Genomic DNA, 18,266 nt, shown 5'->3' with positions numbered 1-18,266 from the left:
CCAGAAACGCCATGCAGAGCCCGATTTTCGCCTACAACGACCAGCAGACCCAGGACCGCTGGAGTCTGCAGAACAAGCAGATGCTCCGCGTCACCCTTGAGGGCCATGACGACATCCTCGCCCGCAAGGGCACGATGGTCGCCTACCAGGGGATGATGGAGTTCGACGCCGAGTACCAGTCCAACCAGCAGGGACGCGCGCGTGCGCGCACCGGCGAGGGCCTGGACCTCATGCGCTGCCACGGGCAGGGCACGGTCTACCTCGCCAACCTCAAGCAGCACGTCCACCTGGTGGACGTGGAGCAGGACGGCCTCACCGTGGACAGCTCCTACGTCCTCGCCATGGACTCCTCGCTGCACCACGAGGTCATCGCCGTCGACAGCCTCTACGGCATCTCCGGCTCGGGGAAGTACCAGCTCAACATCACCGGCCGTGGCAAGGTCGCCCTCATGACCTCCGGCATGCCGCTGATGATGCAGGTCACCCCCGACAAGTACGTCAACTGCGACGCCGACGCGATCGTCGCCTGGTCGACCTCGCTGCGCGTCCAGATGCAGGCCCAGACGCATTCCTCCGGGGTGTTCCGGCGCCGTGGCAACACCGGTGAGGGCTGGGAACTCAGCTTCATGGGCAGCGGTTACGCCATCGTCCAGCCCAGCGAACTGCTGCCGCCGCAGAACGCGCAGATCGGCTCCGGCATCGCCGCCCAGTACGGGATGGGCCAGCAGGGCGCACGTGGGCAGAACCAGGGCAACGTCTGGAGCTAGCCGACACCTGGCAGGTAAGGGGCGACCGCCTTTGCGGTCGCCCCTTACTCGTTCACAGCCTCGCGCGCGTCGCTTCCAGCAGGCGTACGACCGACTCGTCCGCCACGTCCGCCACCTCGTCGTACGCGAACCAGCGCAGGTCCAGGGACTCGTCGCTGATCGCCTCGACCGAGCCCACCGGGGCGAGCGCGGCGTACTGGACGTCGAGATGCCAGGCACACGGGGTGTGGTGGCGGTCCAGACGGACCGGACCGCCGGGGAGCAGGGTCAGGCCGTCGATGCCCGACTCCTCGGTGCCCTCGCGCAGCGCCGCCGCTTCCAGCGTGGCGTCCGCCGGCTCGCAATGGCCGCCCATCTGGAGCCACATCCGCAACTTCTTGTGAAGGGTGAGCAGCACGCGCCCGTGTGACGGGTCGATCACCAGTGCGCTCGCCGTGATGTGCCCGTCGCCGCAGGCCTTCCACATGCCGTCCGGGTGGCTCGCCAGATGGTCGAGGTAGGTCTGGCGCAGCTCTTCCTGGTCCTCGTAGCTCTTCAGTACGAGGACCGCGTCGTCGAACAGGCTCACTCGGAGTCGTCGCCCTTTTCGTCCTCGTCCTTCTTGCGCAGGTCGGGCTTCTGGGCCGCCTCGCCGAGCATCTTGTCCAGCTCGGAGAAGTCCAGCTGCTCGCGGTGCACGAAGCCGTCCGGGTCGTCCAGGTCGGACGCGGTCGGCAGCATGTCCGGGTGGGCCCACAGGCCGTCCCGGCCGTCGACACCGCGCGCGTCCGTGAGCGAGGCCCACAGCCGGGAGGCGTCGCGCAGGCGGCGCGGGCGCAGCTCCAGACCGATCAGCGTGGCGAAGGTCTGCTCGGCCGGGCCGCCCGAGGCACGGCGGCGGCGCAGGGTCTCGCGCAGCGCGTCCGCGGACGACAGCCGGGGCTTGGCGGCCGCGTGGACCACCGCGTCGACCCAGCCCTCGACCAGCGCCAGAGCCGTCTCCAGACGGGCCAGGGCCGCCTTCTGCTCGGGCGTGTCCTCCGGCTGGAACATGCCCTGCTGGAGCGCGTCCTGCAGCTGCTCGGGGTTCTGCGGGTCGAACTGGCCGACCACGTCCTCCAGCTTGGCGGTGTCCACCTTGATCCCGCGCGCGTAGCCGTCGACCGCGCCGAACAGGTGCGAGCGCAGCCACGGCACATGCGTGAACAGGCGCTGGTGGGCGGCCTCGCGCAGGGCGAGGTACAGCCGCACCTCCTCCTTGGGCACGCCGAGGTCCTTGCCGAAGGCCTCGATGTTGATCGGCAGCAGCGCCGCCCGGCCGGCCGGGCCGAGCGGCAGGCCGATGTCGGTGGAGCCGACGACCTCGCCCGCGAGCACGCCGACGGCCTGCCCGATCTGCGTGCCGAACATCGCTCCGCCCATCGAGCGCATCATGCCGATCAGCGGGCCGGCCATGGCCTGCATCTCCTCCGGCAGGACGTCGCCCATGGCGGTGCCGACGCGCTCGGCGACCGGGTCCACGAGCTCCTTCCACGCGGGCAGGGTCGCCTCGACCCACTCCGCGCGGGACCAGGCCACGGCGGAGCCCGCACTGGACGGCAGCGACGTCGCGTCGTCCAGCCAGAGGTCGGCCAGGCGGACGGCCTCCTCGACCGCGGTGCGGTCGGCGGGACCGACGCTCGCGTCCTTGGTGCCGTCAGAGGTGCCCTGGGAGACCGTCTGGCGGGCGATCTGCTTGGCCATGTCCCAGTTCACCGGACCGCCCTCGTACGAGAGCATCTGGCCCAGCTGCTGGAACGCGGCGCCCAGGTCGTTGGGGTTCAGGGAACCGAACATGGCCGCGAACGGATTGTCGGCGCCGGGGGAGCCGAAGCCGCCCGCGCCGGGCAGGCCGCCGAAACCGAACGGGTTGGCCGGGCCCTGACCACCACCGCTCTGCTGGTCCTTCTTCTTGCCCTCGTCGCCGTCGTCCGGCTCCTCCGGCGGAAGGCCGAATCCGAATGGGGTGTCACTCACGGGATTCCTCGGCTGGTAAGGCCACCGGTGTCCCGGCGGCGCGACTGCCCGATAACACCACCCAGCGTAAACACCGCGGGCGGTTCGGGCCTCGGTGCTCCGCCGACTCGCGGCCTGCGGCAGGATGGATGCCACCTGGTACGTACGCGTCACTAGCGCTCGTACTGAAGACAACCGCTGGAGACGCCCGGTGAGTTCCCCTGATCCGCAGGTTCGCGCAGCGCGAAACCAGTCAACCGGTCCCGGCCTGCGCGGGCCCGTCGTCGCCGTGACCGGTGCCGCCGCCGGAGTCGGCGCGCTGCTCACCGAGCGGCTCGCCGCCTCGGAGGAGATCAAGCAGGTCATCGCCATCGACGAGCGGCGCGGCGAGTGCGCGGCGGCGCAGTGGCACATCCTCGACGTACGGGACCCGGCGATCGCGGAGAAGCTGCGCGGCGCGGACGTCGTCGTACATCTGGCCCTGGACCTCGACCTGGAGACGGACGCGGCCGCCCGGACGGCGTACAACGTGCGGGGTACGCAGACCGTGCTGACCGCCGCCGCGGCGGCCGGGGTGCACCGGGTCGTGCTGTGCACGTCCGCCATGGTCTACGGGGCGCTGGAGGACAACGCGCTGCCGCTGTCCGAGGACGCGGAGCTGCGGGCGACCGCGGAGGCGACCGGCGTCGGGGACCTGTTGGAGGTCGAGCGGCTCGCGCGGCGGGCACCTCGGGCGCATCCCGGGCTCAATGTCACCGTGGTACGGCCCGCCGTGCTCGTGGGCGGCACTGACACCGCGCTGACCAGGTACTTCGAGTCGCCACGACTCCTTGTCGTCGCCGGGTCGCGGCCCGCCTGGCAGTTCTGCCACGTCGAGGACCTGTGCAGCGCTCTGGAGTACGCCGTCCTGGAGAAGGTCGAGGGCGAGCTCGCCGTCGGCTGCGACGGATGGCTGGAGCAGGAGGAGGTCGAGGAGCTCAGCGGGATCCGCCGGATGGAGCTGCCGTCCGCGGTCGCGCTGGGGGCGGCGGCCCGGCTGCACCGCATCGGGCTGACGCCGTCTCCCGCCGGGGACCTCGCCTACACGATGTACCCCTGGGTGGTGAGCGGCAGCCGGCTGCACGACGCCGGGTGGCGGCCGCAGTGGACCAACGAGGAGGTTCTCGCGGAGCTGCTGGAGGAGGTCTCCGGGCGGCACACGGTGGCCGGGCGGCGGCTGGGGCGCAAGGACGCGACGGCCGCGGGCGCGGCGGGCGCGACGGTCGCTCTGCTGGGTGCGGCGGCCGTGGTGCGGAGGGCTCGGAAGGCTCGGCGGCGGATCTGAGGCGACCCCTGTAGAAGGCTCCAAACGCGCACACACGCGTGCCGGGCGATAGCGCTATTCCCCCTGTTCCTGTGCGTGAGGCACGATGGGGTCATGGGAACCACCTACGACCATCCCGGTGAGCAGACTGCCGACGAGCCGATCAAGCTCATCGCCATTCGTGAGACGCCCCTTTCCCTGGACGAGGTCTTCAAGGCCGTCGGGGACGAGGCGGCCGGGGGGACCGCGCTGTTCGTGGGGACCGTACGGAACCACGACGGGGGAGCGGACGTCGACCAGCTGGGGTACTCCTGCCATCCCAGTGCCGAGGCCGAGATGCGGCGGATCGCGGAGAAGGTCGTCGCGGAGTACCCCGTGCGGGCGCTGGCGGCGGTGCACCGGATCGGGGACCTGTCCGTCGGGGACCTCGCCGTCGTCGTCGCCGTTTCCTGCCCTCACCGCGGGGAGGCCTTCGAGGCCTGCCGGAAGCTGATCGACGACCTCAAGCACGAAGTGCCCATCTGGAAGCACCAGAAGTTCTCCGACGGGACCGAGGAGTGGGTCGGCGCCTGCTGACCCCCGGCCGCGTCGGCTGACCCTCGGCCACCTCACCTGCCCCTGCCTCCAGTTGCGTAACCGCACCCCGCACATGAGCGTTGTCAGTGCGGATGGTTAATCTGCTGATCAGTCAGTTGCGGTTGCTCATCGGTTGGGAGGTCGGCATGGCGGCGCTCGCCTGGTTGCTGATTCCGCTTGTGGCTGCGATCGGTGCCGGTGTGTGGGGAAGCTGGGCCAACCGCACCCGCAGGGCACGCAGCGACGGGCCCGAGCTGGACGGGTACGCCCGCTTCCGCAAGGCGATGGAGAAGCAGCACTGAGGAGCTGCCTCAAGGCAGCCCTGACGGGACGCTGACAGGCACGTCCCGTACTGTCGTTCCATGCCACGCCGCACCGCGACGATGCTCGCCTCCACCCTGATGCTGATCGCGCTTCTCTGCGCGGGAGTCTTCATCCCCGTCCCGTACTCGGAGATGTCCCCGGGGCCGACGGTGAACACCCTGGGCGAGCACGACGGCGAGCCGGTGCTGCAGATCTCGGGTCGCAAGACGTACGCCACGAGCGGGCACCTCAACATGACCACCGTCCGGGTCACCAGCGCCGACTACAAGATGAACCTGGTCGAGGCGGTGTACGGCTGGCTCGCGCACGACAACAAGGTCGTGCCGCACGACACGCTCTACCCCGACGGCAAGACCGAGGAGCAGTCCACCCAGGAGAACGCCGAGGAGTTCAGCCAGTCCCAGGAGAGCGCCAAGGTCGCCGCCCTGAAGGAGCTGGACATCCCGGTGAAGTCCTTCGTGATCGTCTCCACGGTCGCCAAGGACTCCCCCTCCGAGGGCGTCCTGCACGCCGGTGACGTCATCAAGGCCGTCGACGGAACCGCCGTCAAGGAGCCCACCGACGTCGCCGAGCTGGTCACCAAGCACAAGCCCGGCGAGAAGGTCACCTTCACGATCGTGCCCGCCAAGGAGCAGGCCGCCGCGGAGAAGGAGAACAAGACGGCGACGGAGACCGAGGACGTGACCATCACGACCAAGGAGTCCGACGACGAGCTCGAGAAGCGCGCCATCGTCGGCATCACCGCCGGGACCGACCACACCTTCCCGTTCACCATCGACATCAAGCTCGCCGACGTCGGCGGCCCGAGCGCCGGTCTGATGTTCTCCCTCGGCATCTACGACAAGCTCACCCCGGGCAGCCTCACCGGCGGCTCGTTCGTCGCCGGCACCGGCACCATCGACGACGAAGGCAAGGTCGGCCCCATCGGCGGCATCGAGATGAAGACCGTCGGCGCTCGGGACAAGGGGGCGCAGTACTTCCTGACGCCCGCCGAGAACTGCGCCTCCGCCGCCAAGGACACCCCCGGTGGGCTCACCCTGGTCAAGGTGCACACCATCGAGGACGCCCTCGGCGCCCTCAAGGACATCCGCTCCGGCAAGACCTCCGACCTGCCGAAGTGCACGACCAAGGGCTGACGGACCGGCACGCGCGTACATGAAAGGGGGCGCCCCCAAGACCGGGGGCGCCCCCTTTCCCGTACAAGAGGCAATCAGTCCTCGAACGTCGCCGCCAGGGCCTCCGCCAGGCCCGGTACCAGGGCGCCGCCGGTGAGGACCTCCGTCGGGGAGTCCTTCTCGCGCAGGCGTACGGCCGAGTCGCGGGTGCCGTCGCGCAGGACCGCGACGGTCATGCGGACCTCCTGGCGGTCGGGGTGCTTGGCGACCCACTGGGCGAGCTTCTTGTCGCTCAGGCCCTCCGGGACCTGGGCCTCGGCGGACGGGGGCAGCATGAGGCGCTCCACCGTCAGGGCGCAGCCGGCGACGGCGTCGGGCCAGGCGATCGTGCCGAGGAACTCGTCCAGCGGCTTGCCCGCCGGGATCTCCTCCTGCTCGATCGGGGTGAGCGCGGCTGACTCCTGGCCGTCCTCCAGGCCGAGCTGGGCCGCGAGAGCGGGTTCCTGGACCCGCAGTCGCGCGGTGTCTACGAGGGCGAAAAGGCGAGCGGGCTGGTCCCAGCCGAGGCCGGAGACGTACTCGTCGATCTCGAGTACGGCCCGGGTCAGGGGGCTCGCCGCCATGGGGGTGTTGGACATGGTCACAATCCTGCCTCGTTCATGGCCGGAATCGGGAACCGAGTAAAGCGTGAGTAAGTTGCATAGGTGAGGGCCTACGATCACGTGGCCCACGGACGGCCCGTGAAAGCGCGGGCCTGACGGACCAACAGCGAACTTCGAGGTGCGCACCTTGGCTTTCCAGATGCCGGACCGCGGCGGAGGCCCGACGGGGCCGCGGATGAGAGTGGGCCGCCCGTCCCGGCGTGTCCGGACCCTGCTCATGACGCTGGGCGTCCTTGCCGTACTCGGCATGGCGTTCACCATGTTCGCCGGGTTCTGGACCGACTGGCTCTGGTATCGGTCGGTGAAGTACTCGTCCGTGTTCACGACCACCCTGTGGACCAAGATCGGGCTGTTCTTCGTCTTCGGCCTGCTGATGGCCCTGGCGGTCGGCTTCAACATCTGGCTGGCGCACCGGCTGCGGCCGCCGCTGAGCGCGATGTCGATGGAGCAGCAGAACCTCGACCGCTACCGGATGGGCATCGCGCCGTACAAGAAGTGGCTGCTGCTCGGGATCACCGCGCTGGTCGGTCTCATCGCGGGCGCCTCGGCGTCGAGCCAGTGGCGTACCTGGCTGATGTGGGTCAACGGCGTGTCCTTCCACCAGAAGGACCCGCAGTTCAAGCTCGACATCTCCTTCTACACCTTCGACCTGCCCTGGTACCGGTTCCTGCTCGGCTTCGGCTTCGCCGCCGCGATCCTGTCCGTGATCGCCGCCGCGCTGACCCACTACCTGTACGGCGGTCTGCGGATCACCTCCCCGGGCGCGCGCGCCACGGCCGCCGCGACCGGGCATCTGTCGGTGCTGCTCGGCATCTTCGTCGCCCTGAAGGCGGTGGCGTACTGGCTCGACCGGTACGGCCTCGCGGTCAAGTCCAGCGACTTCAAGGCGACCGACAACTGGACCGGCCTCAGGTACGTCGACGCGAACGCGTACCTGCCGGCCAAGACGATCCTGTTCTGCATCGCCGTCATCTGCGCCCTGCTGTTCTTCGCCACCCTGTGGCGGCGCACCTGGCAGCTGCCGGTCATCGGCTTCGGCCTGATGGTGCTCTCCGCGATCCTCATCGGCGGTCTGTACCCGGCGATCGTCCAGAAGTTCCAGGTCCAGCCGAACGAGCAGGCCAAGGAAGCGCCGTACGTCGAGAAGAACCTCAAGGCGACGCGTGAGGCGTACGGCATCGACGACGCCCAGGTCACCGAGTACGACGGCACGTCCACCACCTCGGACAAGACCAAGCTGCGCGACGACGTCGACAGCACGGCCAGCATCCGCGTGATGGACCCGAACATCGTCTCGCCGACGTTCCAGCAGCTCCAGCAGATGCGGAACTACTACGCGTTCCCGACCAATCTGGACGTCGACCGCTACAGCAAGGACGGCAAGGACCAGGACACGGTCATCGGTCTGCGTGAGCTGAACCTCAACGGCATTCCGAAGAACAACTGGATCAACGACCACTTCCGCTACACCCACGGCTACGGCGTGGTCGCCGCCAAGGGCACCGCCGCCGACTCCGAGGGCCGCCCGGTCTTCACCGAGTCCGACCTGCCCTCGCAGGGCGACCTCGGCACGTACCAGCAGCGGGTCTACTACGGCGAGAAGACCACCGAGTACTCGATCGTCGGCGGTCCCCAGAAGGAGATCGACTACTCCGACGACAACGGCGAGAAGACCTTCAGCTACACCGGCGACAGCGGGGTCAACCTCTCCAACCCGATCAACCGGGCCGCGTACGCGGTGGCGTTCAGCGAGCCGCAGATCCTCTACTCCGGCGCGATCGGCGAGGGTTCGCGGATTCTGTACAACCGCACGCCCAAGGAGCGCGTCGAGGCGGTGGCGCCCTGGCTGACGATCGACGGTGACGCCTACCCGGCGGTCGTCGACGGCAAGATCCAGTGGATCGTCGACGCGTACACGACGACGAACGGCTACCCGTACTCGTCCCGCACGACCCTCGGTGACACCACGGCCGACTCGCTGACCGCGACGAACAACTCGCGCGCGGTGGTGGCCCAGCAGAACCAGGTCAACTACATCCGCAACTCGGTGAAGGCGACCGTCGACGCGTACACCGGTCAGGTCAAGCTCTACCAGTGGGACACCCAGGACCCGGTCCTGAAGACCTGGATGAAGGCGTTCCCGGGCACGGTGAAGGACAAGAGCGAGATCTCGCAGTCGCTCATGGACCATCTGCGCTACCCGCAGGACCTGTTCAAGGTCCAGCGCGAGCTGCTCAGCCGCTACCACGTGAAGGACGCCACGACGTTCCTGTCGGGCTCCGAGGTGTGGCAGGTGCCGGACGACCCGACCAACACCTCGGGTGACGCGGTGCCGCCGTACTACCTCAGCATGAAGATGCCCGACCAGTCGTCGCAGGCGTTCTCGCTGACGACGACGTTCACGCCCAACGGCCGGGACAACCTCAGCGCGTTCATGTCGGTCGACGCCGAGGCGGGAACCGGTGGGTACGGCAAGATCAGAATCCTGAAACTGCCGACGAACACCACCGTCCAAGGTCCCAAACAGGTACAGAGCCAGTTCAACTCCGAACAGGAGATCGCCGAGACCATCAGCCTCCTCAACAGAGGCGATTCCAAGGTGGAGTACGGCAACCTGCTGACGGTGCCGCTCGACGGGGGACTGCTCTACGTGGAGCCGGTCTACGTACGCGGGGGTGGACTGAAGTACCCGCTGTTGCGGAAGGTGTTGGTGACCTACGGAGGCAACACCGCCTTCGAGGACACCCTCGGCGAGGCCCTCAACAAGGTCTTCGGCGCGGAGGGCGACACCACCACGCCACCGGAGGACGGCGGCGGGGACACCACGACGAAGCCACCGACGTCCGACAACCCGACGGTCCAACAGGCGCTGGACGACGCCCAGAAGGCCTTCGAGGACGGTCAGGAAGCCCTGAAGAAGGGCGACTGGGAGGCGTACGGCGTGGCGCAGAAGGACCTGGAGGACGCGCTCCAGCGAGCCGAGGAGGCGCAGTCCAAGCAGGACAAGACCACGCCGAAGCCCGGCGCGAGTCCCAGCGCCAGTCCGAGTTCCAAACCGAGTTCCAAACCGAGCTCCAGCCCGAGCAGCAGTCCCAGCGGCTGATCAGCTGTTGATCGAATGACCGCCCCCGCGCCGTGATACGGTTGCTGCACAACGGCGCGGGGTGGAGCAGCTCGGTAGCTCGCTGGGCTCATAACCCAGAGGTCGCAGGTTCAAATCCTGTCCCCGCTACTGAAAACGAAGGCCCGGATCCTGATCAAGGATCCGGGCCTTCGTGATGTGCGAACGGTCTACGAACGCGTGTGCCGCAAGGAGGGATGGACGTGCCGCCGTGGGGAGTTGGGGGAACTGTGTTTGACTTGTCTCTCTGTGGGCATGTCGACAAAACGCTGAAGTGACCTCACTGGCTGCGGTATACCAGGTGTACCCAGGTTGCAGGTGGTGCGACGATGGATGTTATGGGGGACAAGGCAACTCTGTACGGGACAGGGCGATTTGCGCAGCCCTCCGATCGCGACGGGGCGGTGGAGGGCGCCGAGGAAGCTGCCGAGGAAGTGCGTCGGCGCCTCGCCGCGGAAGCCGGCGACGTCGAGGCGATGAGCGTCCTCGGGGCCATGCTGCTGCGCCGCGGTGATCTCGACGGAGCCGAGCCCCAGTTGCGTGCCGCCACGGCCGCGGGCGACCGGGCCGCGGCCAACAACCTGGGTGTCCTTCTCCATCAGCGTGGTTACGCCGACGAGGCCGCCGGATGGTGGCGGATCGCCGCCGTCGCCGGCTCCGCCGCAGCCGCGCACGCCCTCGGCCGGCACCACCGCGAGCGGGGCGACGAACCCGCCGCCCAGTACTGGCTCCAGCAGTCCGCCGAGCAGGGCCACGCGCTCGGCGCGTACGCCCTCGCCGACCTGCTGGAGCACCGCGGGGACGCCGGGGCCGACCAGTGGATGCGCGCCGCGGCCGAACGCGGGCACCGCGAGGCGGCGTACCGGCTCGCGCGCGCCCTTGATCGACAGGTGTCGAGCGCGGACGACGACGGGGCTGACAACGGTGTCTCCGCGGCGGAGGCCGAGAACTGGTACCGGCAGGCCGCCGCGCGCGGACACCAGCGGGCCGCGCTGCACCTCGGCGCGATCCTGGAGAAGCGCGGTGAGCTCAAGGAGGCCGGGCGCTGGTACCTGACCTCCGCCAAGGACGGCGAGGCCCGGGCCGCCTGTGCGCTCGGGTTCCTGCTGCGTGACGCCGGGGACACCGAGAGCGCCGCCGTGTGGTGGCTGCGGGCCGCGCAGGACGGTGACGGCAACGCCGCCAACGCGCTGGGCGCGCTGCACGCCGAGCGGGGCGAGACCCAGACCGCGGAGCGCTGGTACCGGGCCGCGATGGACGCCGGTGACGTGAACGGCGCGTACAACCTCGGGCTGCTCTGCGCCGAGCAGGGGCGGACCGCCCAGGCCGAGCAGTGGTACCGGCGGGCCGCGTACGCAGGGCACCGCGAGGCGGCGAACGCGCTGGCGATCCTGCTGCTCCAGGTCGGGGACGCGACCGGGGCCGAGCCGTGGTTCTCCAAGGCGGCCGAGGCCGGGAGCGTGGACGCCGCGTTCAACCTCGGCATCCTCTTCGCCGGGCGGGGCACCGTGGAGGACGACGTCGTCGCGCTGCGCTGGTACGAGCGGGCCGCCGCCGCCGGGCACACCGAGGCCGCCCTCCAGGTCGGTATCGCCCGGCTGCGGGACGGGGACGAGCCGGAGGCCGAGCGGCATCTGCGGTGCGCCGCCGGAGGCGGCAGCGCGGAGGCGGCGTACCGCCTGGCGACCGTGCTGGACGCCAGGCGGCCGCCAGCGCCCGCGCACGAGCTGGGCGAGTCCGTGCACCTGTCCAAGACCGAGTGCGAGGAGTGGTACGAGCGGGCTGCCTCTCAGGGGCATCGGCGGGCACAGGTGCGGGTGGGCATGCTCGCGGCGGCTCGGGGCGATGTCGTGGAGGCGGCTCGGTGGTACCGGGAGGCGGCGGAGGCGGGGTCGCGGAACGGGGCCTTCAATCTGGGGCTGCTGCTGGCGCGCGAGGGGAGTGAGCCGGAGGCCGCCGTGTGGTGGACGCGGGCCGCTGACGCCGGGCACGGGCGGGCGGCGTTGCGGTTGGCCCTGGTCTACGCGCGTCGGGGGGAGCTGGCGGAGGGGCAGCGGTGGGCGGACCGGGCGGTGTCGCTGGGGCCGGCGGAGGTTTCGGAGCGGGCGACGCGGTTGCGGGACGCGTTGCGGGAGGAGCTGTCGGCGTGACGCCGCGGTGGCGGGCGGGCTGGGCGCTGGGGCCTCGTGCCTATTGATTTGCCTCCGCTCTTGTCCTTGACGTAGTGTTCAGTTCATCGACGCGGGGTGGAGCAGCTCGGTAGCTCGCTGGGCTCATAACCCAGAGGTCGCAGGTTCAAATCCTGTCCCCGCTACTGAAGGCTGAGGGCCGGAATCCGAAAGGGTTCCGGCCCTCGGTGCGTCCAGGTGTGCTCAGGGTGTCTGGCCCACGGCCTCCTCGTAGAAGGAGCGGTCCACCGTCCTGGACTCGGGCAGGGCCGCCCCCTCCGTCACACCCTGCGCCTTGTACGCCGCCTGGAGGCGGTCCGTCGTGCCCTTGCGGATCTCCCAGTCCATGCGGAGGGGCGGGGTGGCGGCGAGGATCGCCTTGTCGGTCTTCAGGAGCTTCGCCAGATAGGTGACGAAGGTCTCGTCGTGTTTGTAGTCCGTGGCGAAGTACGAATTGACCGTGCGGATGTACGCCCGCAGCAACGCCACGCCCGCGTCCACGTCGTCCTGGAGCAGGCTGCGGCCGTACAGCATGCCGCCCAGGGGCTCACCCGCGGGCTGGCCGCCCAGGAAGGCGTAACCCGGCTCACCGTCGACCTTGCGCCACACCGGGTCGAGGAGCCAGGCGGAGTCGACCCCGCCGTTCTGGAGGGCGGTGAGGACGTCGGCGGAGCCGAGCTGCTGGTAGGTGATCTTGTCGAGGGCGCCGCCGTGCCGTTCCAGGGCCTTCTCCATGGGGTACGCGATGACGGAGCCCTTGCCGATCATCGTGCCGAGCTTGCGGCCGGCCATCGACACGGCGTTCGCCGTCTCGCCGTCCTTCAGCCGCACCCACAGGCCGCTCTTCGACCCCGGGTCGGGTGAGAAGTTCCCCGCGACCCACCGGATGTCGAAGCCGCCCCTGATGCCGTTCATCACGGCCGCTTCGGGCGCCGCCCAGACCGCGTCGACATCGCCCTTGGCGAGGAGGGGGAGCGCGTCGGGAGTGGGGAGGACCTTCAGGGTGACGTCCAGTCCCTCCTTCTCGAACTCGCCCTTGTCGAGGGCCACTCGTAGCGGCGCCACGTACTCGGCGCTCAGCGTGCCCGTCGCGATCGTCAGCTTGCGCCGCTCGGTGAGGGGTCGCGCGGGCGGGGCGCCCTGCTGGCAGCGGGCCGGTTCCCGGGTCGGGGAGAGGTCGGCGGGGTCCGTCAGGGCCGTGTCGCCACAGCCCTCCACCGGGCTGATCGTGCGGTGGCCCGCCCTGGTCCCGGGCCGTGTGTCCGAGTCGTACGGCGATCCGCCACAGGCCGATGCCGTCAGGAGTACGGCCGTCGCGGCGGCCAGCGCGCAGGCGTGCTTGCTCATGACTGCCCCCGGCCACGGTCCCGCGGTGCCCATGGCGTGAGCAACCGGCCCACCACCCGCACCAGTTCGGAGAAGACGACGCCGAGCACGGCCACGCACACGATGCCGACGAACATCACGTCGTTCTGGAACAGGGCCCGTGAGTCGAAGATCAGATGGCCGAGGCCGTTCGTCGCGGCGATCTGCTCCGAGGCGACGATCACCAGGACCGCAACGCCCGCCGCGATCCGCGCGCCGACCAGGACGGCGGGGAGGGAGGCGGGGAGCAGGACATGGCGGAACATCTGCCAGGGAGAGGCGCCGAAGACCTGGCCGGCGTCGCGGTGGCCGGAGGGGATCGCCATGACCGCGGACATCGTCGAGATCCAGACGAAGAAGAAGACGGTCGTCGCCACCAGGGCCACCTGCGGGCCCTCGCCCAGGCCGAACATGTTCAGGAAGATCGGGAGCAGGGCGAGTTTCGGGACCACGTACAGAGCGTCCAGGAGCGGTTCCAGGGCTGCTCGGAGCAGGGAGAGGGAACCCATCAGGAGGCCCAGCAGACAGCCCGCCGCCGTGCCCAGCGCGTAGCCGGCGAGGACGCGTTTCAGGGTCGCCCACACGTCCGGCCACAGGTCGCCCGCCGCCGCCCGGTCCCAGCCGTCCGCGAAGATCGTGGACGGTGCCGGGTAGACGCGGGCGTCGATCCAGGACCGGGTGGCGGCCAGTTGCCACAGGAGGAGCAGGAGCAGGGGGACGGCGGCCGCGAGGGACAGTTCAACGGTCCTTCGGCGGCGGTGGGTTCGTGCTGGGTGGAGCTCCCGTGGGCCCGGGGCGCGGACCAGCACCGACTCCCGGTCGGGGGCGAGCGTCGTCATGCCGGTACCGCCTCCTTGCGCAGCAGGTCCCACAACTCGCTCTTCAGGGACGTGAATTCGGGGGTGTCACGGATGTCGCCGGTGCGAGGGCGGGGGAACGGCGGGCGGTGCTCGGCGATGACACGGCCCGGGCGGGCGGACATCACCAGCACCCGGTCGCCGAGGACGATCGCCTCCTCCAGGCTGTGCGTGATGAAGAGGGTGGTCGTGCGCAGTGCTTGGGTCAGCTCCAGCAGCTCGTCCTGGAGGATCACGCGCAGTTGGGCGTCCAGCGCGGCGAACGGCTCGTCCATCAGCAGGAGTTCGGGCTCCACCGCGAGCGCCCTGGCGATCGCCACGCGCTGGCGCATGCCGCCCGACAGCGCGGCCGGATAGGCGTCGGCGAAATCGGCCAGGCCCAGCCGGGCCAGCCAGGCGTCGACGTGGGCGTTCGCTTCCGGGCGGGGGACGCGTTGGACGTCGAGGCCGAAGCGGACGTTGGCGCGGACCGTCTTCCAGTCGTGGATGCCGTAGTCCTGGAAGATCATGGCGGCCGGGTGGCGGCTGGTGGTGCGGATCTCCAGGCGGCCCGTGCTCGGGCGCAGCAGGCCCGCCGTGATGCGCAGCAGGGTGGACTTGCCGCAGCCCGACGGGCCGACGACACAGACGAACTCACCGGCGGTCATGGACAGGTCCAGCGGGCCGAGCGCGGCCACCGCGCCAGGGCCCCGGCCGAAGGTTCGGGTCAGGTCATGTGCGTGGAGTTTCGGATACGGCTCTCCCACGGGGTCTCCTCGCGGAGTGCGGAACGGACTGGTGGGTGCCGTAGACCATATGACGGTCCGTCAGATCCGGGAAGCCCGTGGGCAGCACAAAGCCCCGGTGCCGCGGAGGGCGCCGGGGCCTTGCGTGTGCTCGCTTACACCGCCGCGCAGTTCGGGCAGATGCCGCGGTACGTCACCTCGACGTCCGAGACCTTGAAGCCGAAGCGCTCGGAGTCGGGGAGGTCCGCCAGCGGGTTGCCGCCGGGGTGGACGTCCTTGATCGCGCCGCACTGGGCGCAGACCAGGTGATGGTGCGGACGGTGCGCGTTGGGGTCGTACCGCTTGGCGCGCTTGTCGGTGGCGACCTCGAGGACCTCGCCGAGCGAGACCAGCTCGCCCAGCGTGTTGTAGACGGTGGCGCGGGAGATCTCGGGCAGCTTGGCGACGGCCCGTGAGTGGACCTCGTCGGCCGTCAGGTGGACGTGATCGCCGTCGAGGACCTCGGCCACGACGCGCCGCTGCGCGGTCATCCGCCATCCACGTCCGCGAAGCCGTTCCAGAAGGTCACTCATAGGCGCCAGCCTAACAGAAGGGGACCAGGTCGCGAATGAGTTTGACTTTGGACTTTGTCTAAGTTGGCGGCCTCGATGGGTTCGGTGGGTTCAGTGGGAGAGGGTCATCTGCTGTCGCGCGGGCGCCCAGCAGCGGATGATGTCGCGTACCGAGACGATGCCGATGGGCTCGCCCCGGTCCAGGACGATGAGGTGGCGGAAGCCGCCGTGGGCCATCGTCCGGGCCGCCTCTTCCAGGGTCCAGGACGGCGCCGCGAAGACGACGTCGGTGGTGGTGTGGGCGTGGCTGGGTTCGCTGTCCGGGTTCTGGCCCAGGCCCACGGAGTTGAGGACGTCGCGTTCGGTGAGGATGCCGATGCCGGTGCCGTCGGGGTCGAGGACCACGGCCGCACCGACGTGCCGGGCGGACATCAGGGCGGCTGCCTGGCGGAGGGTGTGGGTCGGGCCGATGGTGAGGACGACGGTGCTCATGGCGTCGCGAACGAGCATGGGTGCGGAGTCACCTCCTGAGGAATCGCTGACTTGGTTCAGCGATTCACAAGTTCACAAATGAGGGTCTCCCCAGAGTCGCAGGTAAAGCGAGGGTCAACAAGGGGGCGCGTGCGGCCAATTGAGGGCGCACGCGGTCATCTGCGCTTTTGGGTGAAGAGGGACGGAACGATCAGTACCGCTGGTTCAGGTAGCCCAACAGCTCGTCGTGCAGGAGCCCGTTCGAGGCGGCCGCGTTGCCGCCGTGCGGGCCGGGGCGGCCGTCGAGGCCGGTGAAGCTGCCGCCGGCCTCGGTGACGATGATCGCGTTGGCGGCCATGTCCCAGAGCGAGAGCTCCGGTTCGGCGCAGATGTCGACGGCGCCCTCGGCGACCAGCATGTAGGGCCAGAAGTCGCCGTACGCGCGCGTGCGCCACACCTCGCGGGTCAGGTCGAGGAAGCCGCCCAGGCGGCCCTGCTCCTCCCAGCCGGAGAGGGAGGAGTAGGAGAAGGAGGCGTCGGAGAGCTTGGAGACCTGGGAGACGCGCAGCCGGGAGGCCGAGGAGAGGCTGCGGCCGGTAAAGGCGCCGTGGCCCTTCGCGGCCCACCAGCGGCGGCCCAGGGCGGGGGCGGAGACCACGCCGACGACGGGCTGGTAGCCGCCTTCGCCCGCCTCCATCAGGGAGATGAGGGTGGCCCAGACAGGGACGCCGCGGACGTAGTTCTTGGTGCCGTCGATCGGGTCGACGACCCAGCGGCGGGGGCCGGTGCCCTGGAGGCCGTACTCCTCGCCCAGGACCGCGTCGCGCGGGCGGGCGCGCTGGAGATGGGTGCGGATCAAGTCCTCCGCGGCCTTGTCCGCCTCGCTCACCGGCGTCATGTCCGGCTTCGTCTCGACCTTGAGGTCGAGGGCCTTGAAGCGGTCCATGGTGGCCGCGTCGGCCGCGTCGGCGAGGACGTGGGCGAAGCGGAGGTCGTCGAGGTAGTCCGGCATGCGACGAACGGTATCTGCCGGGTGAGGTACGGGGCTACAGGGGCCGGAGTGTGGACAGTGTGCGCGCAGTGGACGGAACCTGGCCGACCGGCGACCTCCGCTCCCCGCGGGCCCGGCGGACCGGAGGCCGTCGCCCACCTGCGGAGCCCGGTGGAGCGGCGGGGGTGCGGCGGCGTACGGCGGATCAGGGGCGCCCCCTCGTGCCCTCGCGAACCCTTGACAGTGCCATCACGCGCGTCAAATCTGGGCGCAGAGCCGCTCGCCCCTAGGAGGCGATGATGCCTGCAGCGAGGGAGTCCCTGCTGGACGCCGCGTACACGGCGCTCGCGCGCCGGCCGTGGTCCGCGGTGCGGATGGTGGACGTCGCCGCGGCGGCCGGGGTGTCCCGGCAGACGCTGTACAACGAGTTCGGGAGCAAGGAAGGGCTGGCCCGCGCGCTCGTCAGAAGGGAGGCCGACGGGTATCTCGCCGGCGTCGAACGCGCGCTCGCCACCCACGCCGACGCCCGTGACCGGCTCACCGCCACCGCAGAGTGGACGGCCGGCACGGCCCGCGAGAACGCGCTCGTACGGGCCATGCTCACCGGCTGCTGGAGCGAGCGCCTGCCCGCGCCGGCGCTCACCGCGGTCCCGTCCTCCTCCGCGGTGCCGGCCCAGCGCCGGGCCGACGGTCCGCTGCCCTCGCCCGGCGACTTCGTGGCGCTGGTGCGCGACCGTGCCGTGGCGGCACTGGGCGGACCCGGCGCGGCCAAGCAGGACACCGCCGAGCTGGCCCGCTCCTGCGAACTCGTCGTACGGCTCGCCCTCTCCTGTGTGTCGGCACCGCCGGGGGAGGGCGGCGTCACCGACCTCGTGCGTGCCGCGCTGTATCGGCAGCCGGTCTAGCGAGCGGCCTTCAGTGCGCCGAGCCCGACAGCTGGAGGCCGATCACTCCGACGATGACGAAGCTGATCGAGACGAGCTTCAGGGTCGAGACCAGGTCGCCGAGGAAGATCATTCCGTAGATCGCCGTCCCGGCCGCGCCGATGCCCGTCCACACCGCGTACGCCGGGCCCACGTCGAGCTTCCTCAGCGACAGCGTCAGCAGACCGAAGCTGCCGAGGGCGAAGATGCAGAAGGCGACCGTGGGCCAGAGCCGGGTGAAACCGTGGGAGAGCTTGAGACACACGGCGAATCCGGTTTCCAGCAACCCGGCCACCACTACCAGCAGCCACGCCATGTGCTGTCCTCCCGTAGGTCCGGCTCGGTGCGATTATGCACTTACCGGACTCGCGGG

The 18,266-nt window shown here is 70.0% G+C and carries 18 protein-coding genes and 2 tRNA genes; 10 read left to right on the top strand and 10 right to left on the bottom strand.

All coding sequences use genetic code 11. The annotated features are described in order from the left end of the window. Positions 1-11 precede the first annotated feature (11 nt). A complete protein-coding gene (locus ACIHIX_RS01345; RefSeq protein WP_399948488.1) occupies positions 12-767 on the top strand; it encodes an AIM24 family protein in 756 nt (251 codons plus the stop codon). Between the two features lie 52 nt (positions 768-819). On the opposite strand, the gene ACIHIX_RS01340 is transcribed toward ACIHIX_RS01345, so the two are convergent. Together ACIHIX_RS01340 and ACIHIX_RS01335 are read right to left on the bottom strand one after the other, a co-directional pair. Beyond that, positions 820-1,335, bottom strand: coding sequence for an NUDIX hydrolase (locus ACIHIX_RS01340; RefSeq protein WP_399948486.1), 516 nt, complete (start codon positions 1,333-1,335; stop codon positions 820-822). Continuing rightward, positions 1,332-2,762 (bottom strand): zinc-dependent metalloprotease, encoded by a 1,431-nt coding sequence (locus ACIHIX_RS01335; protein ID WP_399948484.1) that lies wholly within the window; start codon positions 2,760-2,762, stop codon positions 1,332-1,334. Before ACIHIX_RS01335 ends, ACIHIX_RS01340 begins: the two co-directional genes overlap by 4 nt. Positions 2,763-2,952: 190 nt before the next feature. On the opposite strand from ACIHIX_RS01335, the gene ACIHIX_RS01330 reads away from it, so the two are divergent. The 4 genes from ACIHIX_RS01330 (at position 2,953) to ACIHIX_RS01315 (ending at position 6,080) form a co-directional block, all read left to right on the top strand. Continuing rightward, positions 2,953-4,065, top strand: coding sequence for an SDR family oxidoreductase (locus ACIHIX_RS01330; RefSeq protein ID WP_399948482.1), 1,113 nt, complete (start codon positions 2,953-2,955; stop codon positions 4,063-4,065). A 93-nt stretch (positions 4,066-4,158) separates the two neighbouring features. Then, the gene (locus ACIHIX_RS01325) at positions 4,159-4,620 is read left to right on the top strand and encodes a molybdenum cofactor biosynthesis protein MoaE (protein WP_399948480.1); all 462 of its coding nucleotides are present in this window, start codon (positions 4,159-4,161) and stop codon (positions 4,618-4,620) included. Between the two features lie 92 nt (positions 4,621-4,712). After that, positions 4,713-4,922: a hypothetical protein gene (locus ACIHIX_RS01320; RefSeq protein WP_399950091.1), complete on the top strand. Its 210-nt coding sequence runs from the start codon at positions 4,713-4,715 to the stop codon at positions 4,920-4,922. Between the two features lie 60 nt (positions 4,923-4,982). Then, on the top strand, positions 4,983-6,080 hold the full coding sequence (locus ACIHIX_RS01315; protein ID WP_399948478.1) for a PDZ domain-containing protein: 1,098 nt from the start codon (positions 4,983-4,985) through the stop codon (positions 6,078-6,080). Positions 6,081-6,154: 74 nt separating this feature from the next. On the opposite strand, the gene ACIHIX_RS01310 is transcribed toward ACIHIX_RS01315, so the two are convergent. Next, a complete protein-coding gene (locus ACIHIX_RS01310; RefSeq protein WP_399948476.1) occupies positions 6,155-6,697 on the bottom strand; it encodes a PPA1309 family protein in 543 nt (180 codons plus the stop codon). Between the two features lie 163 nt (positions 6,698-6,860). Between ACIHIX_RS01310 and ACIHIX_RS01305 the strand changes: the two genes are divergently transcribed. The 4 genes from ACIHIX_RS01305 (at position 6,861) to ACIHIX_RS01290 (ending at position 12,156) form a co-directional block, all read left to right on the top strand. After that, complete coding sequence (locus ACIHIX_RS01305; protein ID WP_399950003.1) at positions 6,861-9,824, top strand: UPF0182 family protein; 2,964 nt, start codon at positions 6,861-6,863, stop codon at positions 9,822-9,824. Between the two features lie 55 nt (positions 9,825-9,879). After that, a tRNA-Met gene (locus tag ACIHIX_RS01300) sits at positions 9,880-9,953 on the top strand. 218 nt (positions 9,954-10,171) lie between these two features. Next, positions 10,172-11,992 (top strand): sel1 repeat family protein, encoded by a 1,821-nt coding sequence (locus ACIHIX_RS01295; RefSeq protein WP_399948474.1) that lies wholly within the window; start codon positions 10,172-10,174, stop codon positions 11,990-11,992. A 90-nt stretch (positions 11,993-12,082) separates the two neighbouring features. After that, a tRNA-Met gene (locus ACIHIX_RS01290) sits at positions 12,083-12,156 on the top strand. A 58-nt stretch (positions 12,157-12,214) separates the two neighbouring features. On the opposite strand, the gene ACIHIX_RS01285 is transcribed toward ACIHIX_RS01290, so the two are convergent. The 6 genes from ACIHIX_RS01285 to hisN all read right to left on the bottom strand — a co-directional run bounded on the left by ACIHIX_RS01285 (position 12,215) and on the right by hisN (position 16,991). After that, on the bottom strand, positions 12,215-13,357 hold the full coding sequence (locus ACIHIX_RS01285) for an ABC transporter substrate-binding protein (RefSeq protein ID WP_399948472.1): 1,143 nt from the start codon (positions 13,355-13,357) through the stop codon (positions 12,215-12,217). After that, the gene (locus tag ACIHIX_RS01280; protein WP_399948471.1) at positions 13,354-14,214 is read right to left on the bottom strand and encodes an ABC transporter permease; all 861 of its coding nucleotides are present in this window, start codon (positions 14,212-14,214) and stop codon (positions 13,354-13,356) included. The genes ACIHIX_RS01285 and ACIHIX_RS01280 overlap by 4 nt, the downstream gene beginning before the upstream one ends. Then, positions 14,211-14,978, bottom strand: a complete 768-nt coding sequence (locus ACIHIX_RS01275; protein WP_399948469.1) for an ABC transporter ATP-binding protein — start codon at positions 14,976-14,978, stop codon at positions 14,211-14,213. Before ACIHIX_RS01275 ends, ACIHIX_RS01280 begins: the two co-directional genes overlap by 4 nt. A 134-nt stretch (positions 14,979-15,112) precedes the next feature. After that, positions 15,113-15,529, bottom strand: a complete 417-nt coding sequence (locus ACIHIX_RS01270) for a Fur family transcriptional regulator (protein WP_399948467.1) — start codon at positions 15,527-15,529, stop codon at positions 15,113-15,115. Positions 15,530-15,619: 90 nt separating this feature from the next. Beyond that, positions 15,620-16,018 (bottom strand): cyclic nucleotide-binding/CBS domain-containing protein, encoded by a 399-nt coding sequence (locus ACIHIX_RS01265; protein ID WP_399948465.1) that lies wholly within the window; start codon positions 16,016-16,018, stop codon positions 15,620-15,622. Between the two features lie 172 nt (positions 16,019-16,190). Then, a complete protein-coding gene (gene hisN / locus ACIHIX_RS01260; protein ID WP_399948463.1) occupies positions 16,191-16,991 on the bottom strand; it encodes a histidinol-phosphatase in 801 nt (266 codons plus the stop codon). A gap of 275 nt (positions 16,992-17,266) precedes the next feature. Here hisN and ACIHIX_RS01255 point away from each other — a divergent pair, with 275 nt between their 5' ends. Beyond that, positions 17,267-17,875, top strand: coding sequence for a TetR/AcrR family transcriptional regulator (locus ACIHIX_RS01255; protein ID WP_399948461.1), 609 nt, complete (start codon positions 17,267-17,269; stop codon positions 17,873-17,875). Between the two features lie 10 nt (positions 17,876-17,885). On the opposite strand, the gene ACIHIX_RS01250 is transcribed toward ACIHIX_RS01255, so the two are convergent. Next, entirely contained in the window at positions 17,886-18,209 is a 324-nt protein-coding gene (locus ACIHIX_RS01250; RefSeq protein ID WP_059192440.1) for a multidrug efflux SMR transporter, read from the bottom strand. Positions 18,210-18,266 lie beyond the last annotated feature (57 nt).

The organism is Streptomyces sp. NPDC051913 (assembly GCF_044593635.1).
In the GTDB taxonomy this organism is placed as follows: Bacteria; Actinomycetota; Actinomycetes; order Streptomycetales; family Streptomycetaceae; genus Streptomyces.
The sequence above is the reverse complement of the archived record's forward strand: the minus strand, read 5'-3'. Positions and strand labels throughout refer to the sequence as shown.